This window comes from Leptolyngbya sp. PL-A3 (assembly GCF_039962325.1).
Classification (GTDB): domain Bacteria; phylum Cyanobacteriota; class Cyanobacteriia; order Elainellales; family Elainellaceae; genus Vacuolonema.
Genome location: NZ_JAMPLB010000007.1, coordinates 1 through 14,007 on the forward strand (window position 1 = coordinate 1; position 14,007 = coordinate 14,007).

At 51.0% G+C, this 14,007-nt stretch carries 10 protein-coding genes; 4 read left to right on the plus strand and 6 right to left on the minus strand.

Annotation, left to right across the window (positions count from 1 at the left end):
* Positions 1-138 precede the first annotated feature (138 nt).
* The 4 genes from NDI52_RS07565 to apcA all read right to left on the minus strand — a co-directional run bounded on the left by NDI52_RS07565 (position 139) and on the right by apcA (position 3,192).
* Positions 139-1,320, minus strand: a complete 1,182-nt coding sequence (locus tag NDI52_RS07565; protein WP_190774800.1) for an FtsW/RodA/SpoVE family cell cycle protein — start codon at positions 1,318-1,320, stop codon at positions 139-141.
* 379 nt (positions 1,321-1,699) lie between these two features.
* The gene (locus tag NDI52_RS07570; protein WP_190774799.1) at positions 1,700-1,903 is read right to left on the minus strand and encodes a phycobilisome linker polypeptide; all 204 of its coding nucleotides are present in this window, start codon (positions 1,901-1,903) and stop codon (positions 1,700-1,702) included.
* A 239-nt stretch (positions 1,904-2,142) separates the two neighbouring features.
* A complete protein-coding gene (apcB, locus tag NDI52_RS07575; RefSeq protein ID WP_190774798.1) occupies positions 2,143-2,628 on the minus strand; it encodes an allophycocyanin subunit beta in 486 nt (161 codons plus the stop codon).
* A gap of 78 nt (positions 2,629-2,706) precedes the next feature.
* On the minus strand, positions 2,707-3,192 hold the full coding sequence (apcA, locus tag NDI52_RS07580) for an allophycocyanin subunit alpha (protein ID WP_190774797.1): 486 nt from the start codon (positions 3,190-3,192) through the stop codon (positions 2,707-2,709).
* Between the two features lie 561 nt (positions 3,193-3,753).
* On the opposite strand from apcA, the gene NDI52_RS07585 reads away from it, so the two are divergent.
* From NDI52_RS07585 to NDI52_RS07595, 3 genes are all read left to right on the plus strand, one after another.
* Entirely contained in the window at positions 3,754-4,917 is a 1,164-nt protein-coding gene (locus tag NDI52_RS07585) for a GuaB3 family IMP dehydrogenase-related protein (protein WP_190789418.1), read from the plus strand.
* Positions 4,918-5,692: 775 nt separating this feature from the next.
* A complete protein-coding gene (gene trxA, locus NDI52_RS07590) occupies positions 5,693-6,016 on the plus strand; it encodes a thioredoxin (RefSeq protein WP_190774795.1) in 324 nt (107 codons plus the stop codon).
* 277 nt (positions 6,017-6,293) lie between these two features.
* Positions 6,294-7,361, plus strand: coding sequence for a TIGR00730 family Rossman fold protein (locus tag NDI52_RS07595; RefSeq protein ID WP_190774794.1), 1,068 nt, complete (start codon positions 6,294-6,296; stop codon positions 7,359-7,361).
* A 418-nt stretch (positions 7,362-7,779) separates the two neighbouring features.
* Here the strand turns inward: NDI52_RS07595 and NDI52_RS07600 are convergent, their stop codons facing one another.
* A complete protein-coding gene (locus tag NDI52_RS07600; protein WP_190774793.1) occupies positions 7,780-10,869 on the minus strand; it encodes a TIR domain-containing protein in 3,090 nt (1,029 codons plus the stop codon).
* A 444-nt stretch (positions 10,870-11,313) separates the two neighbouring features.
* Here NDI52_RS07600 and NDI52_RS07605 point away from each other — a divergent pair, with 444 nt between their 5' ends.
* On the plus strand, positions 11,314-12,474 hold the full coding sequence (locus NDI52_RS07605) for a cysteine desulfurase family protein (protein WP_190774808.1): 1,161 nt from the start codon (positions 11,314-11,316) through the stop codon (positions 12,472-12,474).
* A 105-nt stretch (positions 12,475-12,579) separates the two neighbouring features.
* Here NDI52_RS07605 and NDI52_RS07610 read toward each other — a convergent pair whose 3' ends face one another.
* Positions 12,580-13,785 (minus strand): SpoIID/LytB domain-containing protein, encoded by a 1,206-nt coding sequence (locus NDI52_RS07610; RefSeq protein WP_190774792.1) that lies wholly within the window; start codon positions 13,783-13,785, stop codon positions 12,580-12,582.
* Between the last annotated feature and the right edge of the window lie 222 nt (positions 13,786-14,007).

Below are 14,007 nucleotides of genomic sequence, written 5' to 3' on the forward strand. Positions count from 1 at the left end.
CTCTAACTGCTCCAGGCTCTCCGTCACCGTGACTTGAAAAGGACGTCCTGTCATCGCCCATCACCTCAAAGAGGACTCTTCTAGTTTGGCGCAGCTTCATATTTGTTTGGTATCAGGTTAATTTAACCTTGGTTCGGCTTAAGATTCTGGTGAGACATCCACAGCACGAGGCGATCGGGGGAAAGCCAAAACCTTTGCTTCACTACCTTCGCGAGCAACCCGAATCAACAATGCCGCAATGATCAGACTGGAAAGCATCGAACTGCCGCCATAGCTGAGAAAGGGAAAGGGCAATCCTGTCGTAGGTAATGCTCCAGTCGCTACGCCAATATTTAGCAAAGACTGTCCAACTAGTAGGATGACTGCTCCGATCGCCACTAACTGATGCACAGGCTTACGCGCTTTCAGAGCAACCTGTAAACCCAACGTTGCAAAAATCGCAAGAAACATCAGCAAGGCAATACAGCCAATAAGCCCGAACTCCTCGGCATACACCGAAAAAATGAAATCGGTATAGTGGATTGGCAAGTAGTAAAGCTTTTGCTGCGATTGCCCGAACCCGGTTCCCCACACGCCGCCCGAGCCCACAGCTAAGAGGCTTTGGATCAATTGAAAGCCATCTCCTGCGGGGTCAGCCCAGGGATGCAGGAAGGACATCACCCGCTCCCGCTGATAGTCTCGGAGACCAATACTGATGCACGCGACTAGGAAGCCGGCGATCGCCGTCCCGCCTAACTGTTGTAACGGTAGCCCCGCCGCCAGAGCAATCAGCCACAACGACATGCCACACAGTGCTGCCGTACTCAAGTTTGGCTGAAGCAGAATACTGGCCAGCAGCAGCGCAAATATTCCCAACCAGGTTAAGCGAGATGATTGCTTCAACCGATCCCACTGCCCAAAAATACGAGCACTTTGCAGAATGAGGAACGGCTTAATCAGTTCAGAGGGCTGCACGATCGCCAATGGCCCCACCGAAAGCCAACGACTGGCCCCATTAACCGATGTTCCAAGCCCCGGAACCAGGGTCAGTATCACCAGCCCCAGACATAGCAGCATGAGCCAATCTGCCATTCCCAAAATGTAGCGTAGGGGAGTATTGATCAACGTGCCAAATCCGACCAACCCGACGGCCATCCACACCAACTGCCGTTTCAGGTAGTAGAGCCCATCCCCGGTCTCAAAGTCGGCAGTTGCATAGGAGGACGAAAATAACATGATGATCCCCAGCCCCAACCAGAGAAACACTAGCCAGCGGAGAATACGGGCTTCTGTAGCCCAGCTTTTAACCGAGCCGTCAATTATGGAGAGGAGCGATCGCATGGGTTCAGCACATGCCTTTGCAAAGATTCAATGCCCCTCAGAGTAGCTCAAAAACGAAGACTGAAACAATAATAATCACAGGACTTCAGCAATTCTCATTTTGAAATCAGGCCCGAAAACCGCGCGCCTTTGGCGCGCGGTTTTCGGGCATCAAAGCCAAGAGTTCACGCCCTACGGGCGTGAACTCTTAGCTTTGATGCCCATACTGAGAATTGCTGACAGGACTTACGCTAGTTTGCTAATCAGGATATTCAGTTGATGTGTGGTGTGCCCCGTACTAAATACCTGGAAAAGCAAAAGAATGGCGTGGTACGAAGACCACGCCATTCTTTGTAAAAACCTGAGGCGGGATGGCTACCCGATCGGTCGGAGGATGAGGCTATTTCAACCCGGTGTTGGTGCCTGCTCTACCCGTAGCGAGTTCGACCTTAACAATTTTGCCGCCCATTTTCTGAATGCGTTGCTGTTCCCGGAACCAGTTATCGTAGGGAACCAGTTTTGTAAAGAAGGTATTTTGAAGCTCACGCTGCGTCCGGATGCGGGTTTGGCTCGGAACACAGGCTGTAACTTTGAACATCCTCATAGTTTTGTCTCCTGACCGGGTGAGAGCCCTTAATCGCTAAAACAACTGTAAATCGTGAGTATTCACGGAATTCTATCAAATTGCTGGGAGTCTAGAGTCAATCTAAAATCGCTCAACCTGAACAAACAAGCTTTTACCATCTAAGACTCACTCCAGACATCCCAGACTAAGGGAATGGAGATACAGACTAGAAAACGCTCAAATGATGAGGGTTTCTGCTCCGCAAACTCCGATTGAGCTTAGCTCAAGCCAGAGGAGATGTAGTCGAAGTAAACACCCATTTCCTTACCAGCATCAGCGCCCACCAGGCTAGCGGTCACTTCTTTCATGGCTTGGATAGCTTGCACGGTGGCAGCGATGGGTACACCCAGGGAGTTGTAGGTTTCCTTCAGACCATTCAGCACGCGCTCATCCAGGATGGAGGGGTCGCCAGCCAGCATGGCATAGGTGGAATAGCGGAGGTAGTAGTCGAGGTCGCGGATGCAAGCAGCATAGCGACGGGTGGTGTACATGTTACCACCGGGACGGGTGATATCCGAGTACAGCAGGGACTTAGCTACAGCTTCCTTAACGATGGCAGCAGCGTTAGCACTGATGGTGGTGGCTGCACGAACACGCAGTTCGCCAGTTGCGAAGTAGCCTTTCAGCTTATCCAGGGAAGAGGAATCCAGGTACTTACCCTGAACGTCTGAAGAGTTAATAACAGCAGTAATTGCGTCTTGCATGATTGATTTCCTTAAAACATCAAGTCAACGACAATGCTCAACGGTTGTTTTATGTAGCCTTGCAGAGGGGCGATCGCCTTACTGCATTGCACCGATGACGTAGTCGAAGTAAGAACCAGCTTCCGCTGCATCTTCACCGGACATCAGAGAGGTTGCAACGCTCTTCATAGCGCGTACACCTTCTGCAACACCATCGATGGGGGTGCCCAGGGACTTGTACATTTCGCGAACGCCAACGATACCGATTTCTTCGATGGGAGTTACGTCGCCAGAAACCACACCGTAGGTGATCAGACGCAGGTAGTAGTCCAGGTCACGCAGGCAAGTAGCGGTCATTTCTTCACCGTAGGCGTTGCCACCGGGAGAAACAACGTCAGGGCGCTTTTGGAACAGTTGGTCGCCAGCTTGCTTAACAATGCGTTCCCGAGAATCGGTCAGCACTTGAGCGATGCGGAGACGACGCTCACCAGAGGTAACAAAGGACTTGATGCGATCCAGTTCACCGGGGCTGAGATAACGAGCCTCAGCATCGGCATTCACGATGGATTTCGTGACAATACTCATTGATGGATTCCTCCAAAAGCAAGATGTACCAGAGGTAAATATAACTGGCATTCGTTATTGGGAAGACGGAGATTTCAGACTTTTCCCTGAAATAGGCCAGGTTTTCTTGTATCTCCTCTCACGGCCCTTACGCGGTTGTCCAGAAACAATGATGGACTTTGCCGTATCTAAAATCTCTCTAAGGAAAGACTATAGAACATTGCCACACCCATCCCGGGTAAGACCGGAATCGCTAGTTACGTATATCCAGCGACCTTCCGAAATTATTCTGCGGTATTCCGTTGACACTCTTAGACATGCCGCAACATTTTGTAATGTTTATCCTCATTTACAGGGATTTACAACCCTAAGGATCCTTGAAAAACCTTTTTTGGGAGAATGCGGCTCTGTCGCACTCTCCCAAAAAAAATGCAGATTTTTAGTTTTGAAAGGATTCTCAGTTGCTTTTTGAGGGGGTAATGCTGTGCCCGTTCCGAAAAACAACTCAAGCGCTTTAAGCAACGCAATGGCACCTCAAATTTGGTAGTCTAGCTCTTATTCGGTATTTGGGGTTCAAGCGCTGTGGATATTCAAATTGGCAGAGGTAAAACAGCTCGCCGAGCGTACGGATTTGACGAAATTGCACTAGTTCCGGGTCAGCGCACCCTGGATCCATCTTTGGCTGATACCCAGTGGACGATTGGTGGTATCACCCGAGAAATTCCTATCATCGCAAGTGCGATGGATGGGGTTGTCGATGTCACCATGGCAATTCGCCTTTCTCAAATGGGGGCTTTAGGGGTCCTGAACCTGGAAGGGGTTCAGACTCGCTATGAGGATCCCAATCCTATTCTCGAAAAGATCGCTTCGGTCGATAAGCACGAGTTTGTGCCCTTGATGCAGCATCTCTATTCCGAGCCCATCAAACCGGAATTGATTCAGAAGCGCATTCAAGAAATTAAGCAGGGGGGCGGTATCGCTGCTGTGAGTGCTACCCCGGCGGGTGCTGCTCGGTTTGGCAGTGCCGTTGTGGAAGCTGGAGCTGACCTGTTCTTCATTCAAGCAACTGTTGTATCGACGGATCACCTGTCACCTGAATCTATTACTCCCCTCGATTTAGCTCAGTTTTGCGAATCGATGCCGATTCCGGTTGTGTTGGGGAACTGTGTGACTTATGAGGTAGCCCTGAAGCTGATGAAAGCAGGTGCTGCTGGGGTTTTGGTCGGCATTGGACCTGGAGCTGCTTGCACCTCTCGAGGCGTTCTTGGGGTTGGTGTTCCCCAAGCTACAGCAGTAGCAGACTGTGCAGCTGCTCGGGATGACTACTTCCAGGAGACGGGGCGTTATGTTCCTGTTGTTGCAGATGGTGGCTTGGTAACTGGAGGCGACATCTGCAAATGTATTGCCTGCGGTGCTGATGCGGTCATGATTGGTTCGCCGTTTGCTCGTGCTGCTGAGGCACCCGGTCGTGGTTTCCACTGGGGGATGGCAACGCCTAGCCCCGTACTGCCTCGAGGCACTCGCATTCGGGTGGGTACCACTGGAACTTTAGAAGAAATTCTGCGAGGCCCAGCCAAGCTTGATGATGGAACCCACAATTTGTTGGGTGCGCTTCAAACCAGCATGGGCACTCTCGGAGCCAAGGACGTTCGTGAGATGCAGCAGGTGGAAGTGGTGATTGCTCCCTCGCTATTGACGGAGGGTAAGGTCTACCAGAAAGCTCAACAGTTGGGGATGGGTAAGTAGGTGTCCCAAAGTTTTGTTTGAGATGTTAATTTTCCGTGTGTAGAGTATGAAAATTAACATGGCCTCGTGTTCTTAATGGCTTTGTCCAAAGGGTCGGATCGCTGATCCCGAAAAAGGAAACCAGGCCTTACAAAACTTCACCTTTCCTGACAGGTTGATAGGTGATTTTAGCCCGTCGTGTCAGGGCAAATCTAAAGTGAGTCGCTTACAATAGGTGTAGCGGAGACGTTTGTTTCCGTTCACTCCTCACACCACACTCCGCCTGGACGTTCGTTCAGGCGGTTCCTACTTTTAAAGGAATTGTGTACCCTTGAACTTGGCGAGTACGTTTTCTATTACTACAGAGACTCACCTGGGATTTCGGAAAACTCTAGCAGCCAAATCAAAGATTAAGTGCGTTAAGTAGGTCGGCATAATTAAAACTTCGAGATAAGCCTAAGTGCCCATTTTGACGTATGCTCTGCGCACGCCAGGAAGGGCTTTTTCAAGAGGCGCAAAGGCGCGACCGTCGAAAAAGCCCTTAACCTAAACTTAGGTCACTAAGTTGAGTGGCTTATACTCAATCTTTGATCTAGCTGCTGACGTTAGTGGTTTAGATGTGGGTCATAAGAAATGGTTTGGTGTTCATGAAGTATTAAGTAAAGTAAACCTTCTCCAGGAAGAACTGTTTTCAGTGATAGCCGGAGGGGCATAGAAAGTAACCGAGCTAGAGCAGAAGTCGATTTTTGCTATGGTAAGATGGCAAGCAGATTTTTATAGGCTAAGGGTTTTAGGCATGTCATCAGCCTTGTCGGTAACAGATTCGTCCTTCAAACAAGAAGTTCTCGAAAGCGAAGTTCCCGTTCTGGTAGATTTTTGGGCTCCCTGGTGTGGACCTTGCCGAATGGTAGCCCCCGTTGTCGATGAAATTGCCGACCAGTACGCCGGTCAGGTTAAGGTCGTAAAAGTCAATACAGACGAAAATCCCAGCGTTGCGAACCAATATGGAATCCGCAGCATTCCAACTTTGATGATTTTTAAGGGCGGTCAACGCGTTGATATGGTTGTCGGTGCCGTTCCTAAGACGACGCTGGCTAGCACCCTTGAAAAGCATCTGTAAGGCTGATGAGGTCTGCTCTATCTCAGTTGTCCTGCTGCTTAGTGTAGTGTGTAGACTTTAAAGCACTTTCGAGAATCAGCTTCTTATCTGTAGAGTCCCAAGCCCTTTGGGGCTCTTTTAATATCTGTGGTCGAGCTTACGCAAGCGTGGTTTAGGAAACTCTTGAGTAATGAATGCGCTGGACAGAATGTACCATTCTCATCGTTAAGGGAGCAGGCTACAGCGCTATGGAGTCACGAATTGCTTAGAATAGGGTTCTACAACACATTTTTAATTTATGGATCCAAACTCTTCGTCGTCCTCGCTGGATGAACTTCGGGCTGAACTGGATGCTCTGATGACGGATCTGCCGAAGCTAAAGCACCGCGAACTGATCCAACAGGCACTCCGCACCCTAATTCAGATGGCCGAGGTTGAAACGGATCGTCTGGACTGGAAAATTCTAAATGGGTCCTTGCAAGATATGGGACGGGCCTTTCGGCAGTTTTATCCCTATCGCCACGTCCGTAAAGTCACAATTTTTGGCTCAGCGCGGGTTGCACCTACGACCCAGGTTTACAAAATGACGGTGGAATTTGCACGCCGTCTAACGGAGATGGGCTTTATGGTCATGACCGGTGCTGGCGGTGGTGTCATGCAAGCCGGGAATGAGGGAGCCGGTTCAGCGCACTCGTTTGGCCTAAATATTCAGTTGCCCTTTGAGCAGGGAGCCAATCCCTTTATTGCTGGCGATCGCAAACTCATCGATTTCAAGTACTTCTTCACCCGTAAGCTCTTCTTCCTGCGGGAAAGTGATGCGATCGCTCTCATGCCTGGTGGTTTTGGTACCCAGGATGAGGCTTTTGAGTGTCTGACATTGATGCAGACTGGCAAATCTTCTCCCGTACCCCTGGTACTGATTGAGCCCCCGGGTAGTGATTACTGGCAGGGATGGAACCACTATATCCAGGAGCATTTACTGAAGAATCGTTTGATTAACGCGGACGATTTGCATCTATTCACCGTTACGGACAATGTGGATGTGGCCTGTGAGGCGATCGCCAGCTTCTACCGGGTTTATCACTCCAGCCGCTATGTGGGAAATGATTTAGTTTTGCGGCTCAACAGCGAGTTAAGTGATGGTGATGTTGAATATCTCAACGATCAGTTCCACGACATCCTGGTACAAAAGAAAATCACGAAAAGCGCTGCTCTTCCTCAGGAGTATGAACCCGAGATCGAACATTTGCCACGCCTGGTCTTGGAGTTTAATCAGCGAGATTTAGGACGGCTTTACCAGATGATTGGTGTCATCAATAAGTTGGGGGCTCCTGTACCTGAGTTGACTCATCCTGAGCAAAAGTAAAAAAGTGATACGTCACACCCACTCTTTCTTACTCAACACCTAAGGAGATTTCCAGATAAGAACTTCCCCATTATTTGGAAAAAAGGCGCGGCGAAGCCGCGCCTTTTTTCCAAATAATGGGGATATTGTTTCTCAGAAATCTCCTAAAGCCTAAATTTGGTTTTGAAAAGGTAGAGCTATAAGTAACCTCAGTTCGGAATAAGCTGCAGTGCTCATTTTGGCGTGCGCTTTGCGCACGCCAAAATGAGCGTTTTCGAGTGCCGCGCAACGCGCGGCACTCGAAAACGCCCTTAACCCGAACTCAGGTTAAGTAGCTCAGCTTGATTAACCATAGATACAAAAGGTTGTACCACCAGCTTTGCTGGTGGTACAACCTTTTGTATCTATGGTTATCAGGATAACTATCCGGAAAACGAATTTATTTACAGAGACTCTGTTCTGTAACATCCAAGTCTTGATTGGACTGGAGGTAATTTTGCATCCAATCACACCCTCTCTTCAACAGGTGATCCAGGTTATTCATGTTCTTGACATCCCAAATGTAGGCTATGTCATCACTTCCGGCAGTTACTAAGCGGCTTCCATCGGGGTTGAAGTCAAGGGTGTAAACTCGCCCCCCTTGCCCCTGCAAACGAGTCATCGGCTTCCCAGTGCGGCTCCAAATTCGCAATGTGCCATCAGAACTGCCCGTAGCCAACAGTTGACTATCGGGAGTGAAGCTGAGTGCACTGATTTCATCCTGGTGCCCCTCCAGAGTGGCCATAGGAGTCCCATCCAGATTCCACAAAATGACGGTGTTATCAGCTCCCCCGGTGGCAATCAAGCTGCCGTCGGGGCTAAACCGAACCGTTTTCACCCAGCCATAATGGCCACGAAGGGTACGCAGCCGTTGCCCAAGAGTATTCCATACAATGGCCACATTATCCGCACTGGCCGAGGCTAAGGTTTCACTATCCGGCCCAAAGGTGACGTCCAGTACCCCTTTGGTATGGCCATTTAAAGCCTGCAGAAAAACGCCATCCCGGCTCCAGAGGTGAACGGTGTTATTTTGGTTGGCCGTCGCAATGTATTTGCCGTTGGGGCTAATGGCGACGGCATTGATGGGGACTGCCGTGTTGCGAGTCCAGACGATTTCACCTGAGTTTGTCCATAACACCATCTGGCGATCGCGCCCCACCGATACAAAGTATTGGCCATCCGGTGTAAACGCTACCCCCGTTACCCCAGCCCGATGGACGTTCAAGGTTTTACGCAGAGCACCATCTCGCCTCCAGATTTTGAGGGTTTTATCATCACTGGCTGTAACCAACTGGCTACCATCCGGGGAAAAGCGAACGGTATTGATAGCCCCTGTATGAGATGGGAGAAATGTCAGCAACGTTGGGTTGATCTGCCAGAGTCGGACTGTGCGATCGCCTGCTGCGGATACCAGGGTTTCGCCATCCGGATCAAATTCAATGCGGTAAATGCGGGATTGATGGGCTGGCAACGTTCGTAGAAGGGCTCCATCCGCCTTCCAAATGCGAATAGTTTTGTCCCATCCCGCAGAGGCCATCCGGGTACCATCTGGGCTGACGGCGATGCTAAAGATGGGAGTGGTGTGGGCCGCAATGCTACGAATAAGCTGCCCACCTCGTGACCAGACCCGCAGTTTTCCGTCGCTGGCACCCGAAAACACCTGTCGACCATCGGCACTAAATCGTACCGCGAATACCGCTACATCATTGTGGGGCAAAACCCGCAGGGGTGTGCCATCCAGCAGCCAAATTCGTACTGTACCATCACTGCTCGCCACCGCTACCTGCTTTCCGTCTGGACTAAACTGCACGTCGTTAACGGGGCCTCGCGATCCCCGCAGCGTTTGCGCCAGAGTTCCATCGCGCCGCCAGATCCGCACCGTATTATCTTCGCTGGCGGAAGCAAGGTACTTGCTGTCGGGCGAAAAGCTGACCCGACGAATGGCTTGCGTGTGGCCTCGGAGGGTCATCAGCAAAACCCCATCGGGCCCCCAAAGATAGATTTTGCTATCATCTCCAGCCGTGGCCAGAGTTTTGCCGTCAGGGGCGATCGCCACACTCAAAATCTGTACCCCCGGCACCTGCAAGACGGTTTTGAGGCGTCCATCCTGCCGCCAGATTCGCACCGTATTATCGGCACTAGCCGATGCAAGCCATTGTCCATCCGAACTAAAAGCCACATCCCATACGGCCCCCTGATGGCCATCCAGCCGATTGCGCTCCTGAATGCCAAAAATCGATTGCTGAAGAGCTGTGATCACCTCTGTTTGAAGGTTGGGAGGGGAATTCTTGAGTTGCTGAAACCCTACTCCTGCACTGACTGCTTGAAGCAGTGCATCGAAATACTGCCCGGAGCTGAAGAGCGCTTCCGATGCCTCTGTCAGGGTCGTCAATCGCTGAATTTCTGCATTGAATTGCGACTTTTCGGCGACTTTTCGGTTACCGCTGGCCTGGAGGTAGAGCACAAAGGAACCGATGCCGAAAGCGATCGCGAGTCCCCCCGCGATCGCCAATGTGGTTGTCCAAATCTGTTGGAGTTGGGCCGCTCGCTGTTGCTGTTCTAGTTCCTTTTGCTGCCGCCCCAACTCCGCGTTGTAGGAAGCCCAGATAAAATCTTTCTGCAACTGTAAGGATTGGGGATGCTTAGTGTGACTTTGGGACAACCATCGACGGGCATCCTCTAACTCACTCCCCCGCAGCAACAGGCTCTCATCGCGGTTGCTGTTATTCCACTCATTTGCCCGCACCAGCAGCCGGGTATGCGTGCGCACATAGGGCAAATCTGTATCTAAAACATTGAGGAGATTCCGAAGGCCGATATCAAAATCATCTTCGGGCCGCAGAAACACCCAGTTAATCTTGCTGAGTTCAGGATGAACCTCATTAGGGTTCACATCCTTGCAGACAATCGGCACCAGTCGCTTGTTGTGTTGGACGGCATGCTCAATCTCCCGAGCACAGACATCTGAAGCAACAGAATCGGGGCTGAGTACAAAGATAAAGGTATCCGCTACCTCGATACCTGTCTTAATTTCTTCCCACCAATCAGTACCAAAAGGAATGCTGTCCCAATCAACCCATACCTCGCGTCCTCGTTTTTTGAGGATATCCGCCAGGGTTTTTACAAATGTTTTGTTACGGCGGGAGTAGGAGATGAAGACATTGGCCGCTTCAGTCTGTTGATCCAGCACTTTCCAGATGTCTTTTGGCATCTGGCGACGGGACGTATGGGCCAATCTGAGGTGATAGTAAACAATGCCTTCCTTTTCAATCCGTTTAATCAGGCGCTGTGTTACTAAATCTTCCAGGCTCGTGCGAAGCTTTTCCTCATCCTGCTTGAGCCCTGTAACGGCTTCGCTCAGGGTAAACTCGCCGCGACGCATCATCCAGGAGATGAGCCCTTGGTATTCAGCTGGAATCGTGAGCAAATCGGCGACCCGAAAGCCCGTCATGTGTTGCTCCGGGAGCTTTTTGCCTGACGGCACCTCCATGAATGCACCCCTATTTGCGAGATTGGGTCAGCAGGAGAACTCACAGCTTGACCAGAAAGCAGATGACGGTTGATCCGAAGACTTACCTATATTCAAATATAAATCTCTCTGAATGCAACCCATTGGATAGTTTTTTAGAAGGGGGAATTGTGCTGCTGAGGCAGTACCGATACAAATTGTCCTTCTGAAGACGAAGCACAAAGTAAATCGAACAGGAACGCCGTTCTAAACATGTGATTGGTTGTTGTAAAGACACCTAGGACTTCGTACAAAATAAAACTCCGGATTCTTTGTGGGAGGCGCGGCTAAGCCGCGCCTCCCACAAAGAATCCGGAGTTTATTCAATTTTCATCCCTAAGCTATAGCTATTGAGATTTACTGAAGGTCATGTGCGAAGTTCACAGCCAGCACTATGCTGAAAGAGTACGCCGAGCGAGTGCACCGATGCAGGTCTATCTGGACTACAGCGCAACAACCCCTCCCCATCCTGACGCGATCGCCTACATGCAACAGGTGATGACTGAGATCTGGGGAAATCCCTCCAGTCTTCATGCTTGGGGAGAGCGAGCGTCCTTGGTTGTGGAACAGGCCCGTATGCAGGTGGGAGAGTTAATGAATGCCCCTGCAGATGCGATCGTGTTTACTGCGGGTGGAAGCGAAGCCGATAATCTTGCCATTTTTGGGGTCACTCAACACTACAGCACCCCCCGGCACATCATTATTTCCAGTGTGGAACACTCGGCTGTGTCAGAACCGGCAAAATCGCTGGAAGCCCAGGGTTGGGCCGTCACCCGCTTGCCCGTAAACCGGCAGGGACGGGTTAATCCCGCTGATCTGCAAGCCGCTCTACGTCCCGATACGGTGCTGGTTTCTATTATTTATGGGCAAAGCGAAGTAGGAACTCTACAACCCATTGAAACCCTGGGCCAAATCACGCGCGACCATGGAGCTCTATTTCACACCGACGCTGTTCAGGTGGCCGGTCGCGTTCCCTTAGATATGCAGCAGTTACCTGTCGATCTAGTGTCTCTTTCTAGCCATAAACTTTATGGCCCACAAGGCTCTGGGGCACTTTACGTGCGGCCAGGCGTGGAACTTGTGCCTTTGATCCAGGGCGGTGGTCAAGAATCCCGGCTGCGTGCGGGTACTCAGGCTGTCCCGGCGATCGCTGGCTTTGGTATCGCTGCTGCTCTGGCCCAGAAATCACTACCCACAGAAGCCGAGCGTTTACGACAATTGCGCGATCGCCTCTTCGACCAACTGGCAGATGTACCAGACTTGATTCCGACGGGCGATCGCTGGCATCGGCTTCCACATCATGTCAGCTTCTGCCTGCGTCACACCGATGAGCGGTTGAATGGTCGTACCTTGGTACGCCAGATGCATTTAGCGGGTATTGGAATTAGTGCAGGGTCCGCTTGCAATAGCGGAAAATCTGTACCAAGCCCAACATTATTAGCCATGGGATGGGGCGATCGCCAGGCCCAGGGTGGCATTCGTCTGACTCTAGGACGGCTCACCACCGAGGCAGATATTGACTGGGCAGCTCTAGTGCTCAAGCAAATTCTGGCCCGCCTCCAGCCTACTCCGGCTCTCTGTCCTTAACGAGGTCGTATCTTAAAGCGGCCTAAAGGGTTGTTTCTCGTGCACCTCGCACACGAAAAAGGCACGGTGTTTACACCGTGCCTTTTTCATTTTTGGGCTTCTGAGTTATTCAACGCGGATACGAGCCAACGTTGTGCCCTGATAGTAGTGAGACAGGATATTCCGATAATCTTGACCCTGGCTGGCCATACCATAGGCTCCATACTGGCTCATCCCAATCCCGTGACCAAAGCCACGCCCCTGAATTACAAAACCCGAAGGAGGTTGTGCCCCATCGGTCGAGGCCACTTGATTGTATTGAGGTTCTATCGAGAACAGGGTGCTACGTAGCTCAAAGGCACGTCGTACCTGATCTCCTGTCACTTGAGCCTCTCCCGCATCGCCAATCACGCGCAGGGTAACGATCCGCCCCTGAGGTGTCGTCCGTACGGGTTCAATGGCAACCACATTGCCAACACTGGGAGCCAGCTGGCCCAATTGATCCGCACTGACATTTTCTGACCAGCTAAATACTGGGGCGTTCTGGTCATAATCGGGTACTCCCCGGAGGTAAGGAAGGGGATTTTGCCACACATCCTCAACGTTTTCTGTGTGTCCACCCGAAGATGAATGGAAAACCGCATTGATAATTTGACCGTTGTAGGTCAGCACCTGGCCTTCGGTTGCCTGCACGGCTGCTTGAGTACTGGGTGCTTCTTCCTTAATTCCATCGTAGAACTGCCAACGGGTCGTATCCCCGACATCAAAAACCGTGTTGGCACTGGATTGACGTTGATACAACGCGTACGAGCGAGCCGCAACTGCCTGAGCCTTCAATGCTTCAAGAGGCCAGTTGGTGGGTACTTCCCCTCCAACTACGCTATAGAGATACTCTTCGAGATCAATATAGTTTACGGCCGTCAGACCACTGGCCGTGGGAACAACACGAACCTTCCCCCGGTACCACTTGCTGCCAATCCAGATATAGCCATCGTTTTCGGGCTCAACCCAAACAGAATCTGCCTGCCATTGCCCGAGGCGCACACCCTGACCGCCTGTTTCAGCAACCAGCCCGGTACCGCCCTGAATTTCTCCCAGGACTCGTCCTGAGCCGTCCCTCACTACAGCGTCAGTATTACCGCCAACCTCAACTTGGGAAACATCCTGCTCAATGGCGACCCGCAGTTCTAACTCAGCAGCCTGAGCCGGGTTTGCCAATGCTACTCCCAGCAGGACGGACAGGGATGCGGCTACCTGGCCTAAAGTCCGAAGACGCAGGGGAATTAAAAATTGTGGGGTTTGATTGCTCACCAGTGCCTCACTTGTTGTCATATTGGCCCGATTACTTTAGATGAAATGGGAGATGGAAAAGTGCCCAACCGTTAACCAAAAAACCTTTATTTCTTTTATCCAATCAATAGCTAGCAATAGATGTTTCATTGATTGGTTTCCTGCCTGAATCGTCTGATTCTAAAGCAGCCAGCGGCCTCAACAGGAGAACTATTGAGCCCTGATGGGAAAAGTCAATTCCTCAGGATGGTCAATGGGATGGGC

Coding starts and splice junctions, on each gene's coding strand:
- NDI52_RS07565 (WP_190774800.1), bottom strand. CDS start 1,320: ATGCGATCGCTCCTCTCCATAATTGACGGCTCGGTTAAAAGCTGGGCT.
- NDI52_RS07570 (WP_190774799.1), bottom strand. CDS start 1,903: ATGAGGATGTTCAAAGTTACAGCCTGTGTTCCGAGCCAAACCCGCATC.
- apcB (WP_190774798.1), bottom strand. CDS start 2,628: ATGCAAGACGCAATTACTGCTGTTATTAACTCTTCAGACGTTCAGGGT.
- apcA (WP_190774797.1), bottom strand. CDS start 3,192: ATGAGTATTGTCACGAAATCCATCGTGAATGCCGATGCTGAGGCTCGT.
- trxA (WP_190774795.1), top strand. CDS start 5,693: ATGTCATCAGCCTTGTCGGTAACAGATTCGTCCTTCAAACAAGAAGTT.
- NDI52_RS07595 (WP_190774794.1), top strand. CDS start 6,294: ATGGATCCAAACTCTTCGTCGTCCTCGCTGGATGAACTTCGGGCTGAA.
- NDI52_RS07600 (WP_190774793.1), bottom strand. CDS start 10,869: ATGGAGGTGCCGTCAGGCAAAAAGCTCCCGGAGCAACACATGACGGGC.
- NDI52_RS07605 (WP_190774808.1), top strand. CDS start 11,314: ATGCAGGTCTATCTGGACTACAGCGCAACAACCCCTCCCCATCCTGAC.
- NDI52_RS07610 (WP_190774792.1), bottom strand. CDS start 13,785: ATGACAACAAGTGAGGCACTGGTGAGCAATCAAACCCCACAATTTTTA.